Annotated in this window: 22 protein-coding genes and 1 pseudogene; 7 read left to right on the top strand and 16 right to left on the bottom strand. The window is 45.8% G+C overall.

Annotated features, from left to right (window positions below):
* Window positions 1-141: 141 nt before the first annotated feature.
* Window positions 142-678: a nucleotidyltransferase domain-containing protein gene (locus BME93_04775; protein ATZ61394.2), complete on the top strand. Its 537-nt coding sequence runs from the start codon at window positions 142-144 to the stop codon at window positions 676-678.
* A complete protein-coding gene (locus BME93_04770; GenBank protein ATZ61393.2) occupies window positions 675-1112 on the top strand; it encodes a hypothetical protein in 438 nt (145 codons plus the stop codon). The genes BME93_04775 and BME93_04770 overlap by 4 nt, the downstream gene beginning before the upstream one ends.
* A gap of 65 nt (window positions 1113-1177) precedes the next feature.
* On the opposite strand, the gene BME93_04765 is transcribed toward BME93_04770, so the two are convergent.
* From BME93_04765 to BME93_04690, 16 genes and pseudogenes are all read right to left on the bottom strand, one after another.
* A complete protein-coding gene (locus BME93_04765; protein ID ATZ61392.2) occupies window positions 1178-1669 on the bottom strand; it encodes a hypothetical protein in 492 nt (163 codons plus the stop codon).
* Window positions 1656-1850: a ribbon-helix-helix domain-containing protein gene (locus BME93_04760; GenBank protein ID ATZ61391.2), complete on the bottom strand. Its 195-nt coding sequence runs from the start codon at window positions 1848-1850 to the stop codon at window positions 1656-1658. The genes BME93_04765 and BME93_04760 overlap by 14 nt, the downstream gene beginning before the upstream one ends.
* 302 nt (window positions 1851-2152) lie before the next feature.
* On the bottom strand, window positions 2153-3100 hold the full coding sequence (locus tag BME93_04755; GenBank protein ID ATZ61390.2) for an FAD:protein FMN transferase: 948 nt from the start codon (window positions 3098-3100) through the stop codon (window positions 2153-2155).
* Window positions 3101-3105: 5 nt separating this feature from the next.
* Window positions 3106-3903 carry an RnfABCDGE type electron transport complex subunit B gene (locus tag BME93_04750; GenBank protein ATZ61389.2) on the bottom strand — a complete coding sequence of 266 codons (798 nt, stop codon included), beginning with the start codon at window positions 3901-3903 and terminating at the stop codon, window positions 3106-3108.
* Window positions 3900-4478 carry an electron transport complex protein RnfA gene (locus BME93_04745; protein ATZ61388.2) on the bottom strand — a complete coding sequence of 193 codons (579 nt, stop codon included), beginning with the start codon at window positions 4476-4478 and terminating at the stop codon, window positions 3900-3902. The genes BME93_04750 and BME93_04745 overlap by 4 nt, the downstream gene beginning before the upstream one ends.
* Window positions 4479-4484: 6 nt before the next feature.
* Window positions 4485-5087: an electron transport complex subunit E gene (locus tag BME93_04740; protein ID ATZ61387.2), complete on the bottom strand. Its 603-nt coding sequence runs from the start codon at window positions 5085-5087 to the stop codon at window positions 4485-4487.
* Window position 5088: 1 nt separating this feature from the next.
* Window positions 5089-5610 carry an FMN-binding protein gene (locus BME93_04735; protein ID ATZ61386.2) on the bottom strand — a complete coding sequence of 174 codons (522 nt, stop codon included), beginning with the start codon at window positions 5608-5610 and terminating at the stop codon, window positions 5089-5091.
* A complete protein-coding gene (locus BME93_04730; GenBank protein ATZ61385.2) occupies window positions 5607-6422 on the bottom strand; it encodes an RnfABCDGE type electron transport complex subunit D in 816 nt (271 codons plus the stop codon). Before BME93_04730 ends, BME93_04735 begins: the two co-directional genes overlap by 4 nt.
* On the bottom strand, window positions 6419-7627 hold the full coding sequence (locus tag BME93_04725) for an RnfABCDGE type electron transport complex subunit C (protein ATZ61809.2): 1209 nt from the start codon (window positions 7625-7627) through the stop codon (window positions 6419-6421). Before BME93_04725 ends, BME93_04730 begins: the two co-directional genes overlap by 4 nt.
* Window positions 7628-7728: 101 nt before the next feature.
* The gene (locus tag BME93_04720; protein ID ATZ61384.2) at window positions 7729-8358 is read right to left on the bottom strand and encodes an NTP transferase domain-containing protein; all 630 of its coding nucleotides are present in this window, start codon (window positions 8356-8358) and stop codon (window positions 7729-7731) included.
* Entirely contained in the window at window positions 8343-9089 is a 747-nt protein-coding gene (cobS, locus tag BME93_04715) for an adenosylcobinamide-GDP ribazoletransferase (protein ATZ61383.2), read from the bottom strand. The genes BME93_04720 and cobS overlap by 16 nt, the downstream gene beginning before the upstream one ends.
* Window positions 9082-10155, bottom strand: coding sequence for a phosphatidylglycerophosphatase A (locus BME93_04710; protein ATZ61382.2), 1074 nt, complete (start codon window positions 10153-10155; stop codon window positions 9082-9084). The genes cobS and BME93_04710 overlap by 8 nt, the downstream gene beginning before the upstream one ends.
* Entirely contained in the window at window positions 10156-11118 is a 963-nt protein-coding gene (locus tag BME93_04705; GenBank protein ATZ61381.2) for a cobalamin biosynthesis protein, read from the bottom strand. It lies immediately after the preceding gene.
* The gene (locus tag BME93_04700; protein ID ATZ61380.2) at window positions 11106-12437 is read right to left on the bottom strand and encodes an aminotransferase class I/II-fold pyridoxal phosphate-dependent enzyme; all 1332 of its coding nucleotides are present in this window, start codon (window positions 12435-12437) and stop codon (window positions 11106-11108) included. Before BME93_04700 ends, BME93_04705 begins: the two co-directional genes overlap by 13 nt.
* Window positions 12438-12514: 77 nt before the next feature.
* Window positions 12515-12877 (bottom strand): annotated as a pseudogene (locus BME93_04695) (hypothetical protein).
* Complete coding sequence (locus tag BME93_04690) at window positions 12874-13746, bottom strand: cobyric acid synthase (GenBank protein ID ATZ61808.2); 873 nt, start codon at window positions 13744-13746, stop codon at window positions 12874-12876. The pseudogene BME93_04695 and the gene BME93_04690 overlap by 4 nt, the downstream one beginning before the upstream one ends.
* Window positions 13747-13859: 113 nt before the next feature.
* Here BME93_04690 and BME93_04685 point away from each other — a divergent pair, with 113 nt between their 5' ends.
* The 5 genes from BME93_04685 to cobT all read left to right on the top strand — a co-directional run bounded on the left by BME93_04685 (window position 13860) and on the right by cobT (window position 19714).
* Window positions 13860-15458 (top strand): helical backbone metal receptor, encoded by a 1599-nt coding sequence (locus BME93_04685; GenBank protein ATZ61378.2) that lies wholly within the window; start codon window positions 13860-13862, stop codon window positions 15456-15458.
* 299 nt (window positions 15459-15757) lie between these two features.
* Window positions 15758-16780: an iron chelate uptake ABC transporter family permease subunit gene (locus BME93_04680; protein ID WRQ72961.1), complete on the top strand. Its 1023-nt coding sequence runs from the start codon at window positions 15758-15760 to the stop codon at window positions 16778-16780.
* A gap of 9 nt (window positions 16781-16789) precedes the next feature.
* On the top strand, window positions 16790-18055 hold the full coding sequence (locus BME93_04675) for an ABC transporter ATP-binding protein (GenBank protein ID WRQ72883.1): 1266 nt from the start codon (window positions 16790-16792) through the stop codon (window positions 18053-18055).
* The gene (locus tag BME93_04670) at window positions 18046-18651 is read left to right on the top strand and encodes a hypothetical protein (protein ID ATZ61377.2); all 606 of its coding nucleotides are present in this window, start codon (window positions 18046-18048) and stop codon (window positions 18649-18651) included. The genes BME93_04675 and BME93_04670 overlap by 10 nt, the downstream gene beginning before the upstream one ends.
* Window position 18652: 1 nt before the next feature.
* Entirely contained in the window at window positions 18653-19714 is a 1062-nt protein-coding gene (cobT, locus tag BME93_04665) for a nicotinate-nucleotide--dimethylbenzimidazole phosphoribosyltransferase (protein ATZ61376.2), read from the top strand.
* The last annotated feature ends 111 nt before the right edge of the window (window positions 19715-19825 follow it).

Here is a 19825-nt window from a genome sequence, read left to right as displayed (position 1 = left end):
TTGAAACGTGTAAATTGTAAGTTATTGTGTAAGGCACCATTTCACCATATTTTATCACTCTTTTTTCCTAAACTTCTGATGGGTTGCTTATGTGAAAATACAGAGAAAAATATTTAAACAGGTGTTTACAAAAGTAAACGTGTGTGTAAAAAACTAAACATACTTGAAATATTCATTGAAGATCCAGGTCAATGGTTCCATCTTAGAGAAATTGCAAGGTTATTGGACATATCTCCTAGGACTGCAAAGAAATATTTAACTGAATTGGTGGCAGAGAAGTTCTTATTGGAAAAAAAGGAAAGAGGCTATCTACTATATCGGGGGGACCAAGAGTCAGAAAAATTCAGGGATTATAAGATATCTCACATGATCCAACGCCTCAAAGATACGGGATTCATTTCTTTTTTAGAAGAGGAATTTCTATATCCGACGATAATCCTCTTTGGTTCTGCTGCCAGGGGAAAAGACATGAAAAAAAGCGATGTTGACATCTTCGTGCTAACGGAAAAGAAAAAAGAAGTGGATGTTTCTGATTTTGAAAAAAAAATGAATAGAAGCATACAGCAATTGGTCATGGATAAAGAGGGGTTTGAAAGAGTAAAAAAGCAAAGCCCAGAATTGGTGAACAACATATTGAATGGCATCGTAATTTCAGGTCAGTTAGAGGTGTTTAGGTGAGTTGGCAGGATTGTTTGGAGTCCGGTGATGCCAGACACTCATTTGTGGACAAGCAAAGAGCGAAATCACTACAAGGCATGGCAGACGCCAGGATCAAATTTATCGAGAATATCCGATTGACAGAAGAAAATTCTGCAATTTTAGTAAGTGAAGCATATCAGGCACTACTAGAGGTCGTTCAGGCCATCATAACATCAGAGGGATTCAAGGTATATTCCCATAAATGCGTGACATATTTCCTCGAGGATTATATGGGTATGGAAACGCTTTCTGAAAAATTTGATAAATTCAGGAAGATAAGAAACAAGATCAATTATTATGGAAAGACGCTTGATGTAAAAACAGGAAAGGAATTTATAGCTGAGATCTTTTCACTCATCAATCAGTTACGAACAAGATATAATAGTATGAATCTATCTCAACGATCAACTTAGCTCGTCTTGCTCATCATCTTACCATGACCTTATCGTTTTTAGGCTTTAAACGTTTTCTGATTGGTTTATTCCAATTTTTCATATCTTTCAATTTCTCTGATAGTCTCCCTAACAAGATCATGGGTGATAAACAGAGAGCTTCCCGTTTCCAATTCTGTTACCTTTTTCTCAACTTCTTCCTTCGTTAAAATTCCCTCTCTGAACGCTCTCAAAAGGATACCTACTGAACCATGGGGCTCTAAATTAAATCGGTCGGCTACAAGTCTGGCATCTAAATCATCGGTGAAAAACAGTTTTATTCCACTATGCTCAGCCAAGGCAATAGCTGTCGCTTCTCCCAAATCTATACCATACTTTCTGACTAACATGGCTGCCCTGTTCTTTTCTTTTTTCGTAAGCCTTTGAGTTTTTACTTTGAAGAGTATTCCCATATTCTTAACTTCACTTTCCACTTCCAGAGGTATGACCACATCGAAAAGCTTTAGGACATCTAAACAGTCGATCTCATTCAAATGGATGATTGGACCAGTATCAGAAACCGCCTTAGTCCTTGCCATACAAACCCCATCTAATATCCTCTTCGATAGCCTCTTCCAGGATCTCCAATTTCCTCTTTTCAATTAACTTGCGAACGGCATCTCTTATGGCTTCACTTCTATTGGAATACCAGCCGTCCTTGACCAGTTCATCCAATTCTATGATCAACTTATGCGTTAGTTTGGCGGGAATTGCTTCCATGATTATCTCCTCATAGTTTATACTATAGTATACAATATTTAAACTTTTTATCTCTCTAATCCTTTTTCACATCATCCTTCCACAAACATCATTGGATAGTTTCGCTCTTCATCGTATTCTATTCGTCCAGCGATTAAACGTTATCAGGACATCTTGAAAACCTTCATCCTTCCTATAAATTTCTCTGCTGTCTCTATAATGTCCTTCGCGATCTCTGCAGAGTATTCATATCTATAATCCGCTCCTTCTCTGGCTTCCATTCTAGCATGTCTCCGCCATGACATTGGTCATTTTCAGGTTTATCAATACTGAAACCCGCTTGACCTCAATATTCTTCTATCGTTCGTTATCACCAGCGCCTCTACACCACTCAGCCTCTCCACCAGTTCCATGCCCTTTTCCACTCCAAGCAAAAATATGGTGGTGGACAGCGCATCAGCATCCATCGCATTTTCAGCAATCACGGTTGCGCTCATCATTTCTTGGGCAACGCACCCTGTCCTGGCGTTCACGATATGGAATCTCTCATAGTTTCCGCTGGTCGCAATTGCTTTATCGCAAAGCTCGATGACGGTGACGCGCTCCTTCCTGTTGTCTGGGTCTCGTAAGGCAATTCTCCATGGCACTTCTGCGGTCCTGCCGCCGATGGTCCTGATGTCGCCGCCCGCATTTATCAGGGCGCGTTCTATACCGTTCTGCCTTAAAACCTCGATCGCCCTATCCACGGCGTATCCTTTCGCAATTCCTCCCAACGTTATGCCCATACCTGCCTTTTTGAACCCGATGTTACCATTCCCGATGAGAAGGTTCTCGTAATTGGCCAGTTCCAACGTGCTTCTGGTAAATCGAATACCTGTCATGATGGGCAAAACAGTGATGGCAAATGCGCCGCCACTCAGCCTGGAGTAATGATTCGCCCTCTCGATGACCCGTATGGTGTCAGCGCTCGCACCCTCATAAAACCCACTTTCGTTAAGGCTTCTAACCTCGCTGTTTGCCCTGTAGACGCTCATCAGGTCATCGATTTTATACATTTCGTTGAAGGCAAGGGCCATCGCCTCTTTCGCCACATCCACATCATGATGTATTATGCTTGCCGCCACAGATGTACCCATTATGTTGCGCGTGCCCTCTATTACGTGCGGCGATTCCTCGCCAATTCCATACAGTCGGAGCTTGCTGCCCATTAAAAACGTCATTGCAATGGCAACACCTCCCTTTATAAACTGCCTTCTACTAATCGATTTCATAGCTATTATACCCTCGATTTGATACATTTCTGGGGACATTTCTCAACACATATGCCGCAATCAGTGCATAACTCTGAATCGATTACGGCCAGATTGTCTTTAATCGTTATTGCCTTGAAAGGACATACCTTTACGCAAATGCCACATCCGATACAACCCACTTCACAAATACTCCTTACGTACTCCCCCTTGTCGCGCGACGAACACAGTACATGAGTTTGTTTATCCCTGCTAATCACCGTCAAAATGTCTTTTGGGCACACGTCGACGCACAAATCACATCCAACACACACTTGTTCATCTATCATGGGCAGGCCATCCTCGCCGATTGTAATCGCATCGACAGGGCACACATTTGCACAGTCACCGTATCCTAAACAATTATATGCACAGGCTTTTCCGCCCCCTTTTATTAACGCAGCGGCCCTGCAGCTCTTCACACCATCATACTGAAATTTATCGTCAGACCTTATGCCGCCAGCGCATTGAAGAAGTGCAACCCTTCTCCCCATTTCCCCTATGGATACTCCAAGGATGTTTCCCATTTTCTCTGCCACCTCTTCCCCACCAGGGGTGCAGAGACCAACCGCGGCCTTTCCACTGACCGCTTGCTCTGCATAATCATAACATGATGGGAATCCACAGGCGCCGCAGTTTATACCTGGCAGGACCTCCAATACTTTTTCCACCCGTGGGTCCGTCATAACCGCGAATTTCTTAGCAGCCCATACTAAAACAGCACTACATATAATCCCCAACACACTCAATGCGATTATCGCGTTTATTATCAATCCGCTCATCATAATAGACCCCCGAAAAAGCTCACGAATATGATGGACAGTATCCCGACGGTGATAAACGCGAGGGGCACGCCTTCTAAAGATTTAGGAACATCGGATAGCTCCAGCCTCTCCCGTATTCCCGACATAATCAGTAGTACCATGCCAAATCCAACACCGGAACTGGTGCCGAACACGATACCTTCAACGAAGGAATACCCTCCTCTGATGTTTAGCAGTACAGCCCCCAATACTGCGCAGTTGGTCGTTATTAAGGGTAGATATATCCCCAACGACCGGTACAATGGTGGACTGTGTTTCCTGATGATGAGTTCAATCAACTGAACCAATGTGGCGATTATCAGGATGAAGGATATCGTTTGTAGGAATCTGATGTTCAATGGAGTCAACATATAGGTATAAATGAGCCATGTAGCCGCTGTGGCAAGCGTCATGACGAAGATGACCGCGAGCGACATTCCCACAGCGCTTTTGGTATCCTTGCTCACCCCAAAAAGAGGGCACAATCCAAGGAATTTGGTCAAAACAAAATTGTTAATAAAAATTGCACCCAGTATTATAGCGAGTATGTTCTCCATTTTTAATCACCTGTCTTTTAATAGATTGATCAACCAGAGGAGCAAACCAATCACGAAGAATGCCCCTGGTGCGAGTATCATGAGCACGGCAGGCTCAATATTGACCTGCAGGAGGGTGTGTCCCATAAAAAATATCTCCCCCGTGCCGAACAACTCTCTGATGCCTCCAATTAACGTCAGTGCAAGCGTGAATCCCACGCCCATCCCCAAACCATCTATCGTGGACAGCGCTGGCGGGTTCCTCGATGCAAATACCTCTGCCCTGCCGAGGACTATACAATTCACCACGATCAGTGGGAGATATATGCCCAGTGCTCTGTGCAGTGGCGGCAGAAATGCCGACATCGTCATATCCACAATGGTGACGAAGGTGGCGATGACCACGATGAACGACGGAAGCCTCACTACAACAGGAATTTGCCTTCGCAATAGGGAGATGATGAGGTTGGACGCCGTCAGCACGAAAATAACGGCGGCACCCATACCAAGCGCAAGCTCTATGGAGGTGGACACTGCCAATGACGGGCACAAGCCAAGCAATAAACAAAGAACTGGATTGTCTTTTAGTATGCCCTTTTTGAATTCGTGCGCGTAGCTTTTTTCGCTCATGTCATCGCCTCTCGATTTCCATTATTTTTTCCCTTATGGCATCTACAACCGCCTGAGAGGATATGGTGGCGCCCGTAATGGCATCGATCTCGCCATATGGCGATAAGTGCAATTCTTCTGCAGATATGCCGGCGAATTGATTCAGAAACTGAGGCGCTGTTATTCTATCTCCAAGCCCTGGATTTTCAGTCTGTTTTATAATCGTCGTAGCAACGACCCGGTAGTTCAAATCAATCACTCCAGCGACTTTTATAGGACCAGAATATCCCTCCCTACTCGAAACAAAGGCATATCCAATCAGCATTCCTCCATCGTCGTATGCCTTAAAATAAATTATTTCATTGTCCATATCGAGCACAGGTCTAAACTGGACAGCTCCCGGCATAAGCTCTGAGAATATTATCTCAAGTTCGTTATTGACTGCAATATGCATTTCCGTTATTTCGTGGGTTATGCCTAATGCGCCTGCAGCTATCATTGTGATGAGGGTCAATCTCACTATCGTTCCCATTGCTTCCCTCATGGTTTATCCTCCCGAAGTGGCTTTGGCCTTGTAAATCTATCTATCAATGGCGTAACAGAGTTCATCAATAATATTGAGTAACCCACACCTTCAGCGTAACTGCCATATAACCCGTATATCACCGTCAATATCCCACATCCGATCCCGAAAACAAACCTGCCTTTTTTAGTTACAGGGGTCGTCACAGGGTCGGTGGCCATGAAGAATACGCCAAGTATGAAGATGCCGATGAAGATGCGGGAAATATCTATGGTGAATAGTGCCATCAGCGATACAGTGGTTATCAGATAGGCTGCGGAGATTTGCCACTTAATGTATCCCCTGTTCAACAAAAATAAAAATACCGCACAGACCAACAACACAACTGGCGGTATATCCGCCAGTCTTGCGACATCCATTGCCATGTGCATGGGCCATGCCATGGTCAAAAATGCCCATCCTACCAGCGCAGGATTGAATATATTGGAGCCGTAACCCCCGAAGGCGTGTTTTGCAATTGCCACGGCGACGAATGCTCCGACGATGGGGACCCACAACGGCACATTCGATGGGAGAAGCAGTGCTAACAGCAATCCAGTGACCACGGCGCTGCCATCTGTAATGGTCACCTTTTTCAAACGCATTTTTTGAATAATGCCATCTGTACAAACCGCCGCCAATACGCTTGTCGAGATGATGGTCAGTGCCTGGAGCCCGAAAAAGTGCACCGACGCTGCTACTGCAGGAAGCAACGCAATAATCACGTCCCACACCATTTTTTTGGCTGATGCACCTTCTTTGATGTGTGGCGGTGCGGATACGACCACGCTCACTTAATCCACCCCTTTGCGTATTTTATCAGTTGCACTATTGGTATCTTGGACGGGCATACATATGCACACTTGCCGCATTCCACACAGGCAGATATATTGTAATTCTCGCACATATCAAACCTGGCATCACCCGCAAACGCTACCAGCATGTTCGGCAGTAAATTCACCGGGCATACGTCGATACATTTGGCGCAATTGATGCATGGTCCTGGCTCTACTGTTGAAACGTCCCCTTCATACTGGACGAATACCCCATATGTCCCCTTGACGATTGGCACCTCATCCGTATACTGGGCCATTCCTGTCATCGGCCCGTTGATGATGATCTTTTTTGGCTCACCACTATAGCCCCCACAATGCCTGATTACATCTCTCACTGGAGTTCCAATCTTCACCAATACGTTTTGTGATTTTTTTGTCCCCAAAACGGTAATGACCGTCTCGATCATGGGCTTGCCTGTGCACACCGCATCATACACCACCTTCGCAGTTCCAACGGTAACGGTCATCGTGCTGGCGTTGGATATCTGCTGTCCATGCGACAGTTCCTTTCTGACGACGGCTTTGGCAAAAAGCCCCTCCATGCCCTGCACATACGTGGTTTTTAACGAAACCGTTCCTATGTTTGAGTCGTCAACCACTGCCCTGTTCATGCGATTGATTACATCAGAATCCCTAATGTCAATTCCGATAAGACCACGCGATGCTCCAGTAGCTTTCATCAATATTTTTAATCCTTCTATTATTTCGTCAGGAAAATCCAGCATGAGTGCATGGTTCATCGCCACGTATGGGGGTTCATCCATGCCGTTCAAGATGACCACATCTGACAGGTTCAACTTGGTGTGAACAGGGATGCCAGACTCAACGATTCCTGCCTCTTTTATGATTTCTATAATCTGTTCCCTTCCCTGCCGAGAATAATCCTTTGCTTTGAATTCAATAGAGGAGTCCTTCCCATTCGGCTCGATAATTATAGTCGGGGTGTTTTCATAAAAAGGGTGAGGATGCTTGGAAATTTCAATAACCTTCCCAGAGACGCTGGAGTGGACCGGTGAAATGCCCGATTCGCTTTCGCCAATCTTTTGACCAACTTTCACCACGTCGCCAACAATTACCAGAGATCTGTTTTCCACACCAACATGTTGCTGCAACGGGATCGTCACTTTTTCAGGTATTTTTGCAATGGATGTAATCTGCTTCATGTATCAAGCCCCACATAGAACAGAATTTATTGTTATATATTCAGCTAAGTTATATACTTAACGATTAATCATTTGTAGTGTTAACTTTAGGGATATCCTCGTCAAAGCTGGCTATCTCCAAGGCTTCTCTTACCTTTTTTGGCACTCAAAATTCTCTCGCAAACCACCAGATCATTGACCGTGTTCACATTGACCGCCAGCTCCCTTTGTGCAAGCACAAGCCGATGTTCGTCCTGTTCCTCTCTTATCAGGCGCCCATCCAGGATGTTCACACCTACTGGCACGGTCAATTCACCATTGTTATTTAACACGATGTCTGGGCGTACACCGACCTCTCTACAAACCCTAAGAGGGACGTAGACGGAGAGCGCTGGCTTGGTTATCTTTGAGTATATCTCGATAACTTCATCGATTAGCTTGGCGCTCAGAAGGGGCAGGTCAGCCATTACGATGAGGAATGGAGATTTTAATTCAAGGGACTCGGTCGCCTCCACTAAGTCAGATACATATCCGACGCCACCTGCTTCAATCACACGAAACTTATCTTTCAGGCACCTTCTTGTTTCCGGCGTATACGGCGAGGTTACGACAAAAATTTCATCGACTTTATCGCTTTGCCGAAGCGCATCCAAGACGTACGATATCATTGGATTTCCGCACAGACTTATCAGTGGTTTTTCTCCTTCACCCAGCCTATTTCCAGGTCCGCCAGCCATTACAAGGGCATCCATGTCATCACTCCGATTGCAATCAGTCCTGCTATGCGCCCCACTTCATTGGTTGCTCCGAGAACGTCGCCATTTACTCCTCCGAAGTTGCGGCTGGCGATATGCACTATCACGAGCGCAGACAATAGCGCAGATAATAGAGCGATAATGCCAAACACATCAAACGCAAGCCAGCATATAGCACAAGAAAAAACCAGCCCAATCAAGAAATCACGATGTCTGACATTGTCGATGAATATCGACCCCAGTCCCTTGTGTATGCTCTTTCCGAACATCGCTGCCGTGAGCATGGATTGTTTGGCGCTAATTTCTGCTATCAGGATAGCGAATAACAGGTTCTGCTCTATTGCAGCTATGGCTGAAAACAGAATCAGCAACGACATTACGCAAAAAACAGTGCCGCCAACCCCGGTGGTCGTATCATGCATAATCCTAATTCTTTCTTCCGGGGTGCCGTGCGCAGTAATGGCATCTCCAAAATCCATCAGCCCATCCATATGGTTTAATCCCGTAATGCAGTACAGGGCAAGGATGAGTAATGCCAAGGATAGGTACGGCGGCAGGTGTTGAAGCGCAAGCCCTATGCTGCCGATTATCAGGCCAATGAGGGCGCCTATGAAGGGGAGCAGGTATGTGCGTTTGCCAAGCTTCTGCAGACCGTCCATATCGATTCCAACCGGAATAGTCGTTAGAAAACCCATGCCTGCTTTGATAGCATGAAGAAGGTCATTCATCTTTATCCTCCTTGGCCCTCATCCCCGCATCATACATCTTCGCCGAGACGCCGCCTATCAATCCAGCAATCACATCGTCCATAAACGGACCCAACTCTGTAAGTATGCCCGGCTTTGCTTTATCAAACCTGATATACTCAAACAGCCCCTTATATCCGCCTATGTAATTTGCAATGCTCATCCCCAACACTTCATCGGCAATGAGGGCTGCAAGGTCATTTTCATATCCTTTGAGGTCAGGAATCATGCCCCTTTTTGCATCTCTTTCGAGAGTAATTCCTGCATAAATCAAAGCGCTCACGTTAGGGTCTGCCAGCGCATTGTTTAATTCATCTACAAATATTTGCCTCGCCTCCCTACCTGACTCTATTCCTGGGTGCGGGACAAAGAATGTCAGAGCAGTCTCTACAATCTTGGAAAGTGTTATTCCCAGTTCTTCCAGCCTCTGCATGATGGGCCTGTCTACGGTAATTTGTTCTTGTTTTTGGAGCGCCTGCAGCGTAGCTTCCCTAACAGTATTGTAAATCATCTTGCCAAGCGTTGTAGCAGTTCCGGCATATTCTATTCTCTCGCCTTTGCCCGTGAAGGCGATTGTCACCGTGTCCGTGCACGTTCCAGTTGCCTCCACACCTAAAAGCTGCAGGGCAAGACATTTGCCTTCTGTAGCGGTGATTACGGCGTTTACCATACACGACGGCGTCAGGTCGCTGTCTATCAATAGAATCGTGTTGACCGTATTACTGGATAGGCCAGCAGTAACCATGGCACAGACAGCCAGACCCCTCTCCTCTTCAAAAATTATTCCGGGATCATCCACGTTGGTAGCAGTCATCAGCCCTATTGTAGACTCTGGTAATTTTAGTCCTCTAATAACTTGTGCCAGTTTTGCCCTGGGTTCCAGACTGAAGTTTTTTCCAACTTGGTGGTTTATTATCGTCGTCGCCCTGCTGAAACCGCCATTTAATGCCGCAGAGCTTAGAATATAAAGAAGCCTCTCCGATTCTATCACAAGTGTTTTCTCTTCTACCCTCACACGAATCCCATCTATCGGAATCTTCAACATCATTTACATCACCAGCGGTAGTTTTGCGTAATAGAGGATGAGAAGGGATAACACGATGAGCATCATAGACGATATCCTCGTTATTTGAATTGCATCTCTTATTTGTTGTGGCTCGGGTAATGCAAACTCGCTCCCTATGGTATGGTACAGCGGCTTTTTCAGGGATATCTTCAATGCTCCAGCCATCGCAGCCATTGGCCATCCAGAATTTGGACTCGCGGTTTGACCATGGTCCCGTCTTGATGTTCTCAGAGCGGAAAGGGGCGAACCATGGACAGCTGACGCCATAGTGATAAAAAGCACTGACAATCTTGCCGGTATGTAGTTTGCTACATCATCCAGTCTTGCGGAAGCCCATCCAAAATCGCCCTGATTCCTGTATCCAATCATGGAATCCAGGGTGTTTATTGCCTTGTACCCCAATGCCCCCGGTAACCCAAAGAGCACGAAGTAAAATATTGGAGACAGTATTCCGTCTACGAAGTTCTCTGCGGTCGATTCTATGACAGCAGAACACATCTCCTCTCTTGTAAGTCCCTCAGGGTCTCTCCCAACCAGCGCAGGCAACTCCTTTTTGGCACTGACGAGGTCATCTTTCTCAAGATGTTCACATATCTTCGTCGCAGTATCCGTCAGGCATGTAATGGAAAATGTCGATTTTAGAACGTATGCGGATACGAGCAAACCGATGAAGCCATGCACGAGGGTGACCAGATATCCTCCCAATAGAGCGCTGCCAACGACTATCAACACCAATATGCAACCGGATATTTTTGATTTATCCTGGCATATAAAGTGAAACTTTGTATGGCTCAAGTAAATATGAGCGTAAGCGAACATTTTCTTGAGATGACTTTGTATGGCATCTATCAGTTTACCGATCCAGACTACCGGATGGAACGTTTTATTGGGTTCGCCGAACAGCAAGTCCATAATGGCCGCAAGACCAAGAATTATCCAGTGCATAATCGCCTCTCTATGATTTTCCAGACTTTGCTCAATTCATCACCAGCGAGAAGTCTGTCCAGCACCTCTTGCGCCACATCTGGCTGGTGTATAATATTGCAGTTAATACAACTCCATGCAACACCGCCAGATGATTTCTTCGTAAATTTTCCAGGGCGCTCATCCTCGCATGAATAGAACGGGCAGAAGCAGAAAGTACAGTCCTGCCCCTCGAAATGGCACGGATAATATTCACAGCCAAGATGGTCATGTTCCAAGGCATGATTGAAGGCAGTGGCGAGCCCCTCATTTTCAGCCCTTGTTTTAACGGCAACCCTGACATGGGTTTCACCAAGGGACCTAAACGAACTACAATCCCTGACCTGTATCCCATGTTCGAGCATGCGCTGCGTAATTTCACGTGATGTGAGGTCAGTGCCACTTATATCGAGCAAGATGAAATTAGCCTTGCTCTGCAAGGGACGTATGCCTATTATACTGCTCAATCGATTTATCAACCACTCTCGCTCGGTTTTTATCAATTCACGCGATCGTTCCAGATATTCAGGATTTTTGAGAAGATGGACGCCAATTACATCGGCAAATATATTGAGATTCCATTGCAATCGTGCCCTATCAAGCAATTCCACCAATCTAACTGAGCCGATGCCATATCCTATCCTGATTCCAGGCACTGCAAAGCACTTTGTCAGCGACCGAAGCACGAAGACGAAATCATTTTCCGCAGCGACATCGGCGATGCTCTGCTCTGGGTCGGATAGCTCGATGAACGCCTCATCCACGAAGAGAAATATCTTATTTTTTGAGCACCTCGTTGCCAGGTCTGTTAATACATCCCTTGGAAGCAGGTCGCCGGTCGGGTTGTTTGGGTTGCATATACAAAGGGCCTTGGAACCCTTTAATACACTATCACTTATTTGTCCATTTTTGACCTTCTCATATTCAATGAATCGCGGTCTTGCTCCAAATAATCTGGATTGAAATTCGTATTCCCCAAAGGTTGGGCAGGGGATGGTCACCCAGTCGCCGCGTTCGATGACGGTTTCGGCAAACAGCCTGATTATTTCCGTGGAGCCGTTTCCGGGGATTATATTATTTGCGCTTACGCCAACGAAGTTCGCGGCAGCCTCCCTGAATGCGGTATATCGGTCATCTGGATAATGCCCAATCCGTTTATATGCAGCCAACACGATGTCCGTTGCATCTGGCGGCGCAAGTGGGTTGATGCTGGCACTGAAATCGATTATGTCGTCTGTACTATTTCCCCCATGTACACATCGTTTTAGATTCAGCGCTTCTTCTCTGATGCGTTCCCTCATATTCTTACACCCAGCATTCTCGATATTGCATCCAAATCAACGTTTTCTTTTAATGCTCTGACAAATTCGTCTGGATTTTTGATATAGGGAATGACGCCGAGAACAGGGACCCCGGTCTCATCCTCAAGGAATTTCAGCCCAGGCTCCAGAATTGTACGATCTCCCCTGAACTTGTTAATCAAAAATCCGGATATATGCAATCCTTTTAGCAATATGTATGTTCCATACAGTCCGGCGAATACGCCGCCTTTTTCGATATCTCCAATCAGGATGAGCGATGCATCCGCATCTGCAACTCCAATCCCTTCTATGATGGTGCCGTCACATTCGCATCTTAACTGCGATTTGTCGATTTTGTGACCGAACAGTCTGTAAAGTGCATTGACTATTGTAGTTTTGCCGCATCCCTTACTCGCCCCCAAGAACAGGATATTATTCATAATGCTGCCTCTGTCCTTTCAATATCCACGCTCGCAGAAACGATGTTTGCCAGCCTATCTATCTCATCATCTAAATCTCGCTCAATTGTTTTAGAGGGTCTTTTCATGGCTTGTAATATTGCTTTTCGTACAGGTGGGGCGTCAAAATGGCCATCATGATTTTTCAGTCCCAGTGAGTCTTCCTCTGGCAGATTTAAATCTTCGATATATGGAACTACGCCCAGAACCGGTTTGCCGATAACTCTCTCAATATCACTTGTATCAAGTGATTCGCCATGAAATTTATTGATTATGACTCCTTCATATCGCTCTTTTTCATCTTCCAAGAGTCCCAGCGTGCCGAACAGATAAGCGAATGATCCTCCGTGCTCAATGTTATGAACAAGTATGCATTTTGCCTCAGCCAATCGAGCAGGATATATGTTCACGATATCCCGATGCATGATATTAATTTCCGCAGGACTACCCGCCCCTTCCATGATGACTAAATCATACTCCGATAACAGATATTCAAGAGAGGTTTTGACTATCTGGCGCCCCTGTCTTTCGATAAAATCATGATACTCACCAACATTCATGTCAGCGTAAGGTCTGCCATGCACGACCACCTGCGAAACATGCTCTGCCTTTGGCTTCAACAATATCGGGTTTATGTCGACAGTGGGCTCAATCCTGGCAGCATGCGCCTGCAATGCCTGCGCCCTGGCAATCTCCCCTCCATCTTTGGTGACGTACGAGTTCAACGACATGTTTTGCGCCTTGAAAGGGGTCGCGCTGTATCCCTTGTCAGCAAATATTCTGCAGAGAGCGGTCGCTATAATCGTTTTTCCTGCATTAGAGGTAGTTCCATGAATCGCTATCGCCGGCATCGCTGTAGTATTAAGCATGGATGATAATCTATAAATAGGTGGTTAACTTAACCATAGGGATGGTTAATATAACCAACTTGCTGGATATGTTAACTAGATAAGGAGAACATCAAATGTCTATAAAAATGGCTCGAAAGATTGCGATACTTCTCATTGCGGGTATATTGCTCATATGTAGTGTCGGTTTGGTAAGTGCAAGTCCTGTGATAACATCATGGGGTAACGATTTTACGAATGATAATTCAACGAATATAACAGTTTCCACAGGGACAACGGTTATGTTCAACGCCACTGCCAACGAGACGATCACGACGTGGAATTGGACAGTGAACAGCGTTGATCAGGATAATAACGCAAGCACTTTTAATTACACATTTCTATCGTATGGAATGTATAACGTCAATGTTTCTGGCACCAACGCAAACGGAACAACACCGATGGTTACCTGGAACGTCACCGTAGAACTGGTGATTACGGATGACCTCGGAAAAACTTGGAGGATATCACAACAACCGCTGAAGATAGTCTCTCTTGCACCAAGCAATACTGAGATTCTTTTTGCGGTTGGAGCTGGGAATAGGGTTGTCGGGGTGACAAACTTCTGTGATTATCCCCTTGAGGTGGGGGCAAGGGTGAGTGCAGGAAACATAACAAGGGTTGGTGGCTTCGTCGTACCTTCTACCGAAATAATCATCAATCTTACGCCTGATCTGATTCTGGCTGCTCATGGCAATCGCATAGATGTGATTAACAAGTTAATAGTGCATAATTTCACCGTGGTGGCATTACACCCAAAAAACATCTCTGACATACTTGGTCACATAGAACTGGTCGGAGACATAACGAGACAAAAGGCTAACGCCACCGCATTGACCACGAATATGACGCAGAGAATCGAAACCATAACAAGTAACACAACACATTACTCTGAGGCACAAAGATTGCGCGTCCTTCACGTGGTTTGGTACCCAGGCATATGGGTAGCAGGTTCAGGAACATTTCCCCACGACATAATTCAACAAGCAGGGGGAGTAAACATCGCATCCGGCATCTCTGGCTGGTCAATGATGAGCTTAGAGGACATACTCGTAGGCGACCCCGAGGTCATAATAACTTCAGGAATGGGCGGGGGGTCAGAAATCATCAAAGCCAATTTAATGAATAATACGATCATCCAGCAGACCACTGCATATAGAGATGGCAGGATTCATGCCATGGGTGATCCAAATATCATCGAGCGGCCTGGGCCTAGAATTGTATATGGGCTGGAGGAGTTTTATAGCGTATTCCGTTCTACACCGCCAATCACAACTATCGCAAGTTCAGCAGGAACATCCACATTTGCGACATCAACGGTAATATCGGGGGCTGTAAGGGATGCCGATCCTAAATCGCTTACACTAAATGGAGTGGCAATAACCCCTGCAGTAGATGGCTCTTATAGCAGGGGAGTGTCATTATCAATTGGATATAACACGTTCACGGTCGTGGCAACCGATCTTACCGGGAATAGCGTAACGCAGACAATCACGGTAAAGAGACTGCTGGCTGGTGGTGTTGCACCTGCTCCCACGCCAGTGCCTACACCAGTGCCAACTCCAACACCAGAGCCCGAACCTAAACCATGGTATGAGATTCCGGGCTTCGGAGCGATATTCGCAATCCTCGGACTGCTTGCGGTAGCATATCTGTGTCGCAGATCGAAGATCTGACTTCTCAAATCTTTGATTTGGAACTGTACTGAGACGAAAGGGAGAGTGAAAACAGGAAAACTCAAATAGGGGGGAGAATCTCTCCCCATCTTTGTATATGTGTAACCATGGACTGAAAAAAGATTAGCAAGAAGAATGGAGGGAGACAAAGAGTGCTCAAACAAAAACATAGCAACAGTTGAGAATGATTAGATATATGATATCATCAATTATTTGTTTACACTACAGGTCATATAATGGATTATATCAAAAAAACTCTCAGGTGGAAATCAATCATCTTCGCCTTAATGATGGCCTTAGTGTTGACCATTATCATAATCGTTTCCATAGGGCCTGTAAAGATACCGCTTCCAGACGTTTTTAATATACTCCTTAATGCGCTCCTCAATGAAATATATCTGCTACTTGGCAAAATGCCTCTAATAAACGGCCTGATTGCTCCCCCACAGATTCTCGTCAATCCCACCCATGAGAGCATAATCCTTCATATTCGTCTGCCAAGGATATTGCTGGCAGTGCTTGTGGGTGCAGCACTTGCAGCTGCAGGCACGATGATGCAGGGGTTGTTTAAAAATCCGATGGCAGACCCATTTATAATCGGGATATCCTCTGGCGCAGCAGCAGCAGTATCTGCGACGATAGTGCTCGGAATTGTTATATTTGGCGGATATACAATTCCAATTATGGCATTTCTTGGAGCCACTACCGCAGCCTTTGTAGTTTACAATATCGCCAGGGTTGGAGGAAAAGTGCCGGTAGAAACGTTATTGCTTTCTGGAATAGCTGTGGGTGCGTTCTTATCTGCTATCACATCATTTATGATATTTTTAGCCGGTGAGGATCTACACCATATCATATTCTGGATGATGGGTGGATTTTGGGCTGCCAATTGGGAGCAGGTTAAACTGATATCGCCTTTAATCTGCATAGGCATAGTGATTGTATACTTTTTTGCAAAGGATTTGAATGTGATGCTGCTGGGAGAAGAGCCTGCACAGCATCTTGGCATAAGTGTGGAGTCTTTCAAAAAAATCATGCTAATTTTTGCCTCTTTGATCACTGCAGCAGCAGTGTCGTTCAGCGGGCTTATTGGATTTGTTGGCTTAATCATCCCACATATAGTCAGAATCTTAACAGGTCCTGACCACCGCATTCTTCTTCCGGCATCTGCATTAGTTGGCGCCATATTTTTAGCATGGGCAGATACGTTAGCACGCACAATCATGGCGCCTGCAGAACTGCCGGTTGGAATAATAACTGCACTCTTTGGCGCCCCCTTCTTTGTTTACTTGCTGCGCACCAGAAAGAGGACGATGTTCTAAGGTGAAATCATGCCATTAAAAATCGACAATATCGATTGCTACTATGGAAGCATTAAGGTTCTGGAGAGTATCGACCTTTTAGCGGACAGCGGCGATTTCATCGGCGTGATAGGGCCAAACGGCTCAGGTAAATCGACCTTGCTCAGAAGTGTCAGCAGAATCCTCAGGCCAAAAGTGGGAACGGTTCTTTTAAATCACACAGATATTTATGCTCTGTCAAGCAAAGAGATAGCAAAAAGGCTTGCCGTAGTGTCTCAGGATAACGTGATTAATTTTGCCTTTACAGCACTGGAGATAGTGCTCATGGGACGCACACCACATCAGGGCAGATTTGAATTTGAAGGAGAAAGGGATATGTCCATTGCCAGAAAAGCCATGGAGCTGACCAATACATGGTATCTTTCCGAGCGCCCCATCACCGAGTTAAGTGGAGGAGAGAAGCAGCGAGTCATAATCGCCAGAGCCCTTGCCCAGGAGCCGAGAATCCTATTGCTCGATGAGCCCACCACCCATCTTGATATCAATCATCAAATTGAGATAATGGATATAATAAAACGATTGACCCGAACAGAAGGCCTAATTGCCATAAGTGTTTTTCATGACCTCAACCTTGCCAGTCGGTATTGCGACATCCTTGCATTGCTTGACCATGGAAAGGTCGTCTCCATTGGACCGCCGGAGACGGTCCTGACCGCCGAGAACATCAAAAAAGTATATCATACCGGCGTGCTGGTGAAACGGCATCCGGTGACGAACTCGCTCTACATCATTCCGCTGCCTGACGAGAAACCGGCAGCAGCATCACAAAGAATGGCCATTCACCTGATATGCGGAGGCGGGAGCGGAGCGCAACTAATGCATTGCCTCACTGAACATGGGTACCAGGTCACTGCCGGCGTGATTAATGTACTTGATGCCGACCACGAAGCGGCTCGATATTTGAATATCCCCACCATCAGCGAAGCCCCATTTTCCCCGATTACGCAGGAAGCGCACCAAGCCAATATTGAGTTAATCGACCAAGCCGATATAGTGATATTAACGAACATACCATTTGGACATGGGAACTTGAAAAATATGGAGGCGGCAAGCATCGCCTCGAAGGGCAAACCATTAGTGCTCATCGAGGATGGTCCAATCGAGCAGAGGGATTTCACAGATGGGGATGCCGAGAAGTGTTATATCGACTTGAAAAACAATGGTGCGATAGTCGTTAGAAATCTGGGCGAGGTGTTATCGATTATTGAAAAACAAGGTGAAAAGATATGGAGTTGATTGGTGCCATAAATAAGCCAAAAAAGGGCCCATTGCCCAACTATTCAGCATATCATGTCATCATGGCATTCTTTATTCTCGGTGATGGCCCGATAGGAAGAAGGGCGCTGGCGGAACGGCTTGACTTGGGTGAGGGAACGGTGCGCACCTTAATCGAGAAGCTGTATGGTCTGGGGCTGGTGAGCGCATCTGCCAAAGGATGTCAGTTGACCAAAAGAGGAGATAAAATGCTGATGGATATCAAAAAGAAGGTCTCTTACAAGCCACATATAGCAGCCGGTACCATAACGATTGGAAAAGCGAATTCTGCCATTCTCATCAGAGACGCTGCTAAGCTCATAAAATCTGGGATGGAGCAGAGAGATGCGGCGATATCAGCAGGCACCATGGGCGCAACTACCATCCTACTTGACGAAGATGATCCAAGAATCCCCATGTTCACAGCAGATGGACGCATGCAGGCAAGAACGAGAGTGCTCTGCGAGGACATGAAAATGGAAAAAGGCGATGTGCTGATCATCGGAACTGGCGAGACGGAAAAAGAGGCAGAGCGAGCAACATGGGCCGCAGCATATACTGTGTTGGAGCGTAGGTAGAATGCAGAAAATCAGAGAGATAATTGCTCAAATAGAACTGCTGGATAAAAATGCAATGAAGCTTGCTAAGGAAAGGCAGGATATATTGACCAAACCCAAGGAAAGTCTGGGAATACTGGAGGACCTATCGATCAAAGTGGCAGGCATTACGGGAAATCCCATGCCAGAAATACGCGATAAAGTTATCATAACGATGGCAGGCGATCATGGAGTTGTAGAAGAGGGGGTGAGTCTGTTTCCCCAGGAAGTAACTCCTCAGATGGTTTATAATTTCATTAGGGGCGGAGCAGGTATAAACGTTTTAGGCCGGCATGTTGGTGCTCGAGTTGTAGTTGTCGATATGGGTGTGGCTGCTGAGGTGGAGCATCAAAATATAGTGAATAAAAAAGTAGATTATGGAACGAAAAACATGACTAAGGGTCCGGCTATGAGTAGCGAACAAGCGGTGAGGTCGATTGAAGCCGGGATAGAGGTCTTTGAAGATGAACTGAAAAGAGGTCTGGACATCGTGGGAACAGGGGACATGGGCATTGGAAACACGACTCCGTCCAGTGCAATCGTGGCTGCCATCACAGGGGAAAAAGTTGAAAGAGTTACAGGCAGGGGCACAGGAATTGACGACACTGCACTTGAGGCTAAGATAAGGGCAATTAAAAAGGCGCTTGAAATTAACTCTCCAGACAAAAATGACCCATTAGATGTCCTGGCAAAAGTTGGGGGTTTTGAGATTGGTGGGTTGGCTGGCGTGGTCTTGGGTGCAGCAGCCCATAGGATACCGGTGGTGATAGACGGATTTATTTCTACTGCTGGTGCTCTCATCGCCACAGAGCTCGCTCCTTTAGCCAACCAGTATATAATTGCCTCTCATTGTTCAGTAGAAAACGGTCACAAAGTCATGTTGGAGAGAATGAGTCTATGCCCCCTTCTCAATCTACGCATGCGGTTAGGGGAGGGGACGGGTGCCGCATTTGGAATAAGCATTGTGGAGGCGAGCACAAAGATATTGAAAGAGATGACTACGTTCGCAGAGGCAGGAGTTTCGGAGGCTGTTGAGATTCCATAGTAAAATAAGAGCATAATGATATCATACCAAAAAAGACTTATAAGTGAAATTATATAACTAATTAGGATGTATAGCAAGGACAAGGGGATATAAGTGATTTAAATGGTTTCA

The organism is Methanosarcinales archaeon Met12 (assembly GCA_002813105.2).
Classification (GTDB): Archaea; Halobacteriota; UBA148; order UBA148; family JAJOKI01; genus JAJOKI01.
This window is presented reverse-complemented; position numbering and strand designations above follow the sequence as displayed.

Bases quoted from the DNA above. Each gene is read 5' to 3' on its own strand.
- BME93_04745 (ATZ61388.2), bottom strand. From the start codon at position 4,478: ATGGAGAACATACTCGCTATAATACTGGGTGCAATTTTTATTAACAAT.
- BME93_04755 (ATZ61390.2), bottom strand. From the start codon at position 3,100: ATGAAATCGATTAGTAGAAGGCAGTTTATAAAGGGAGGTGTTGCCATT.
- BME93_04675 (WRQ72883.1), top strand. From the start codon at position 16,790: ATGCCATTAAAAATCGACAATATCGATTGCTACTATGGAAGCATTAAG.
- BME93_04670 (ATZ61377.2), top strand. From the start codon at position 18,046: ATGGAGTTGATTGGTGCCATAAATAAGCCAAAAAAGGGCCCATTGCCC.
- BME93_04725 (ATZ61809.2), bottom strand. From the start codon at position 7,627: ATGAAGCAGATTACATCCATTGCAAAAATACCTGAAAAAGTGACGATC.
- BME93_04735 (ATZ61386.2), bottom strand. From the start codon at position 5,610: ATGAGGGAAGCAATGGGAACGATAGTGAGATTGACCCTCATCACAATG.
- BME93_04765 (ATZ61392.2), bottom strand. From the start codon at position 1,669: ATGGCAAGGACTAAGGCGGTTTCTGATACTGGTCCAATCATCCATTTG.
- BME93_04760 (ATZ61391.2), bottom strand. From the start codon at position 1,850: ATGGAAGCAATTCCCGCCAAACTAACGCATAAGTTGATCATAGAATTG.
- BME93_04750 (ATZ61389.2), bottom strand. From the start codon at position 3,903: ATGATGAGCGGATTGATAATAAACGCGATAATCGCATTGAGTGTGTTG.
- BME93_04740 (ATZ61387.2), bottom strand. From the start codon at position 5,087: ATGAGCGAAAAAAGCTACGCGCACGAATTCAAAAAGGGCATACTAAAA.
- BME93_04705 (ATZ61381.2), bottom strand. From the start codon at position 11,118: ATGCACTGGATAATTCTTGGTCTTGCGGCCATTATGGACTTGCTGTTC.
- cobS (ATZ61383.2), bottom strand. From the start codon at position 9,089: ATGAATGACCTTCTTCATGCTATCAAAGCAGGCATGGGTTTTCTAACG.
- BME93_04710 (ATZ61382.2), bottom strand. From the start codon at position 10,155: ATGATGTTGAAGATTCCGATAGATGGGATTCGTGTGAGGGTAGAAGAG.
- BME93_04685 (ATZ61378.2), top strand. From the start codon at position 13,860: ATGTCTATAAAAATGGCTCGAAAGATTGCGATACTTCTCATTGCGGGT.
- BME93_04720 (ATZ61384.2), bottom strand. From the start codon at position 8,358: ATGGATGCCCTTGTAATGGCTGGCGGACCTGGAAATAGGCTGGGTGAA.
- BME93_04690 (ATZ61808.2), bottom strand. From the start codon at position 13,746: ATGCCGGCGATAGCGATTCATGGAACTACCTCTAATGCAGGAAAAACG.
- cobT (ATZ61376.2), top strand. From the start codon at position 18,653: ATGCAGAAAATCAGAGAGATAATTGCTCAAATAGAACTGCTGGATAAA.
- BME93_04700 (ATZ61380.2), bottom strand. From the start codon at position 12,437: ATGAGGGAACGCATCAGAGAAGAAGCGCTGAATCTAAAACGATGTGTA.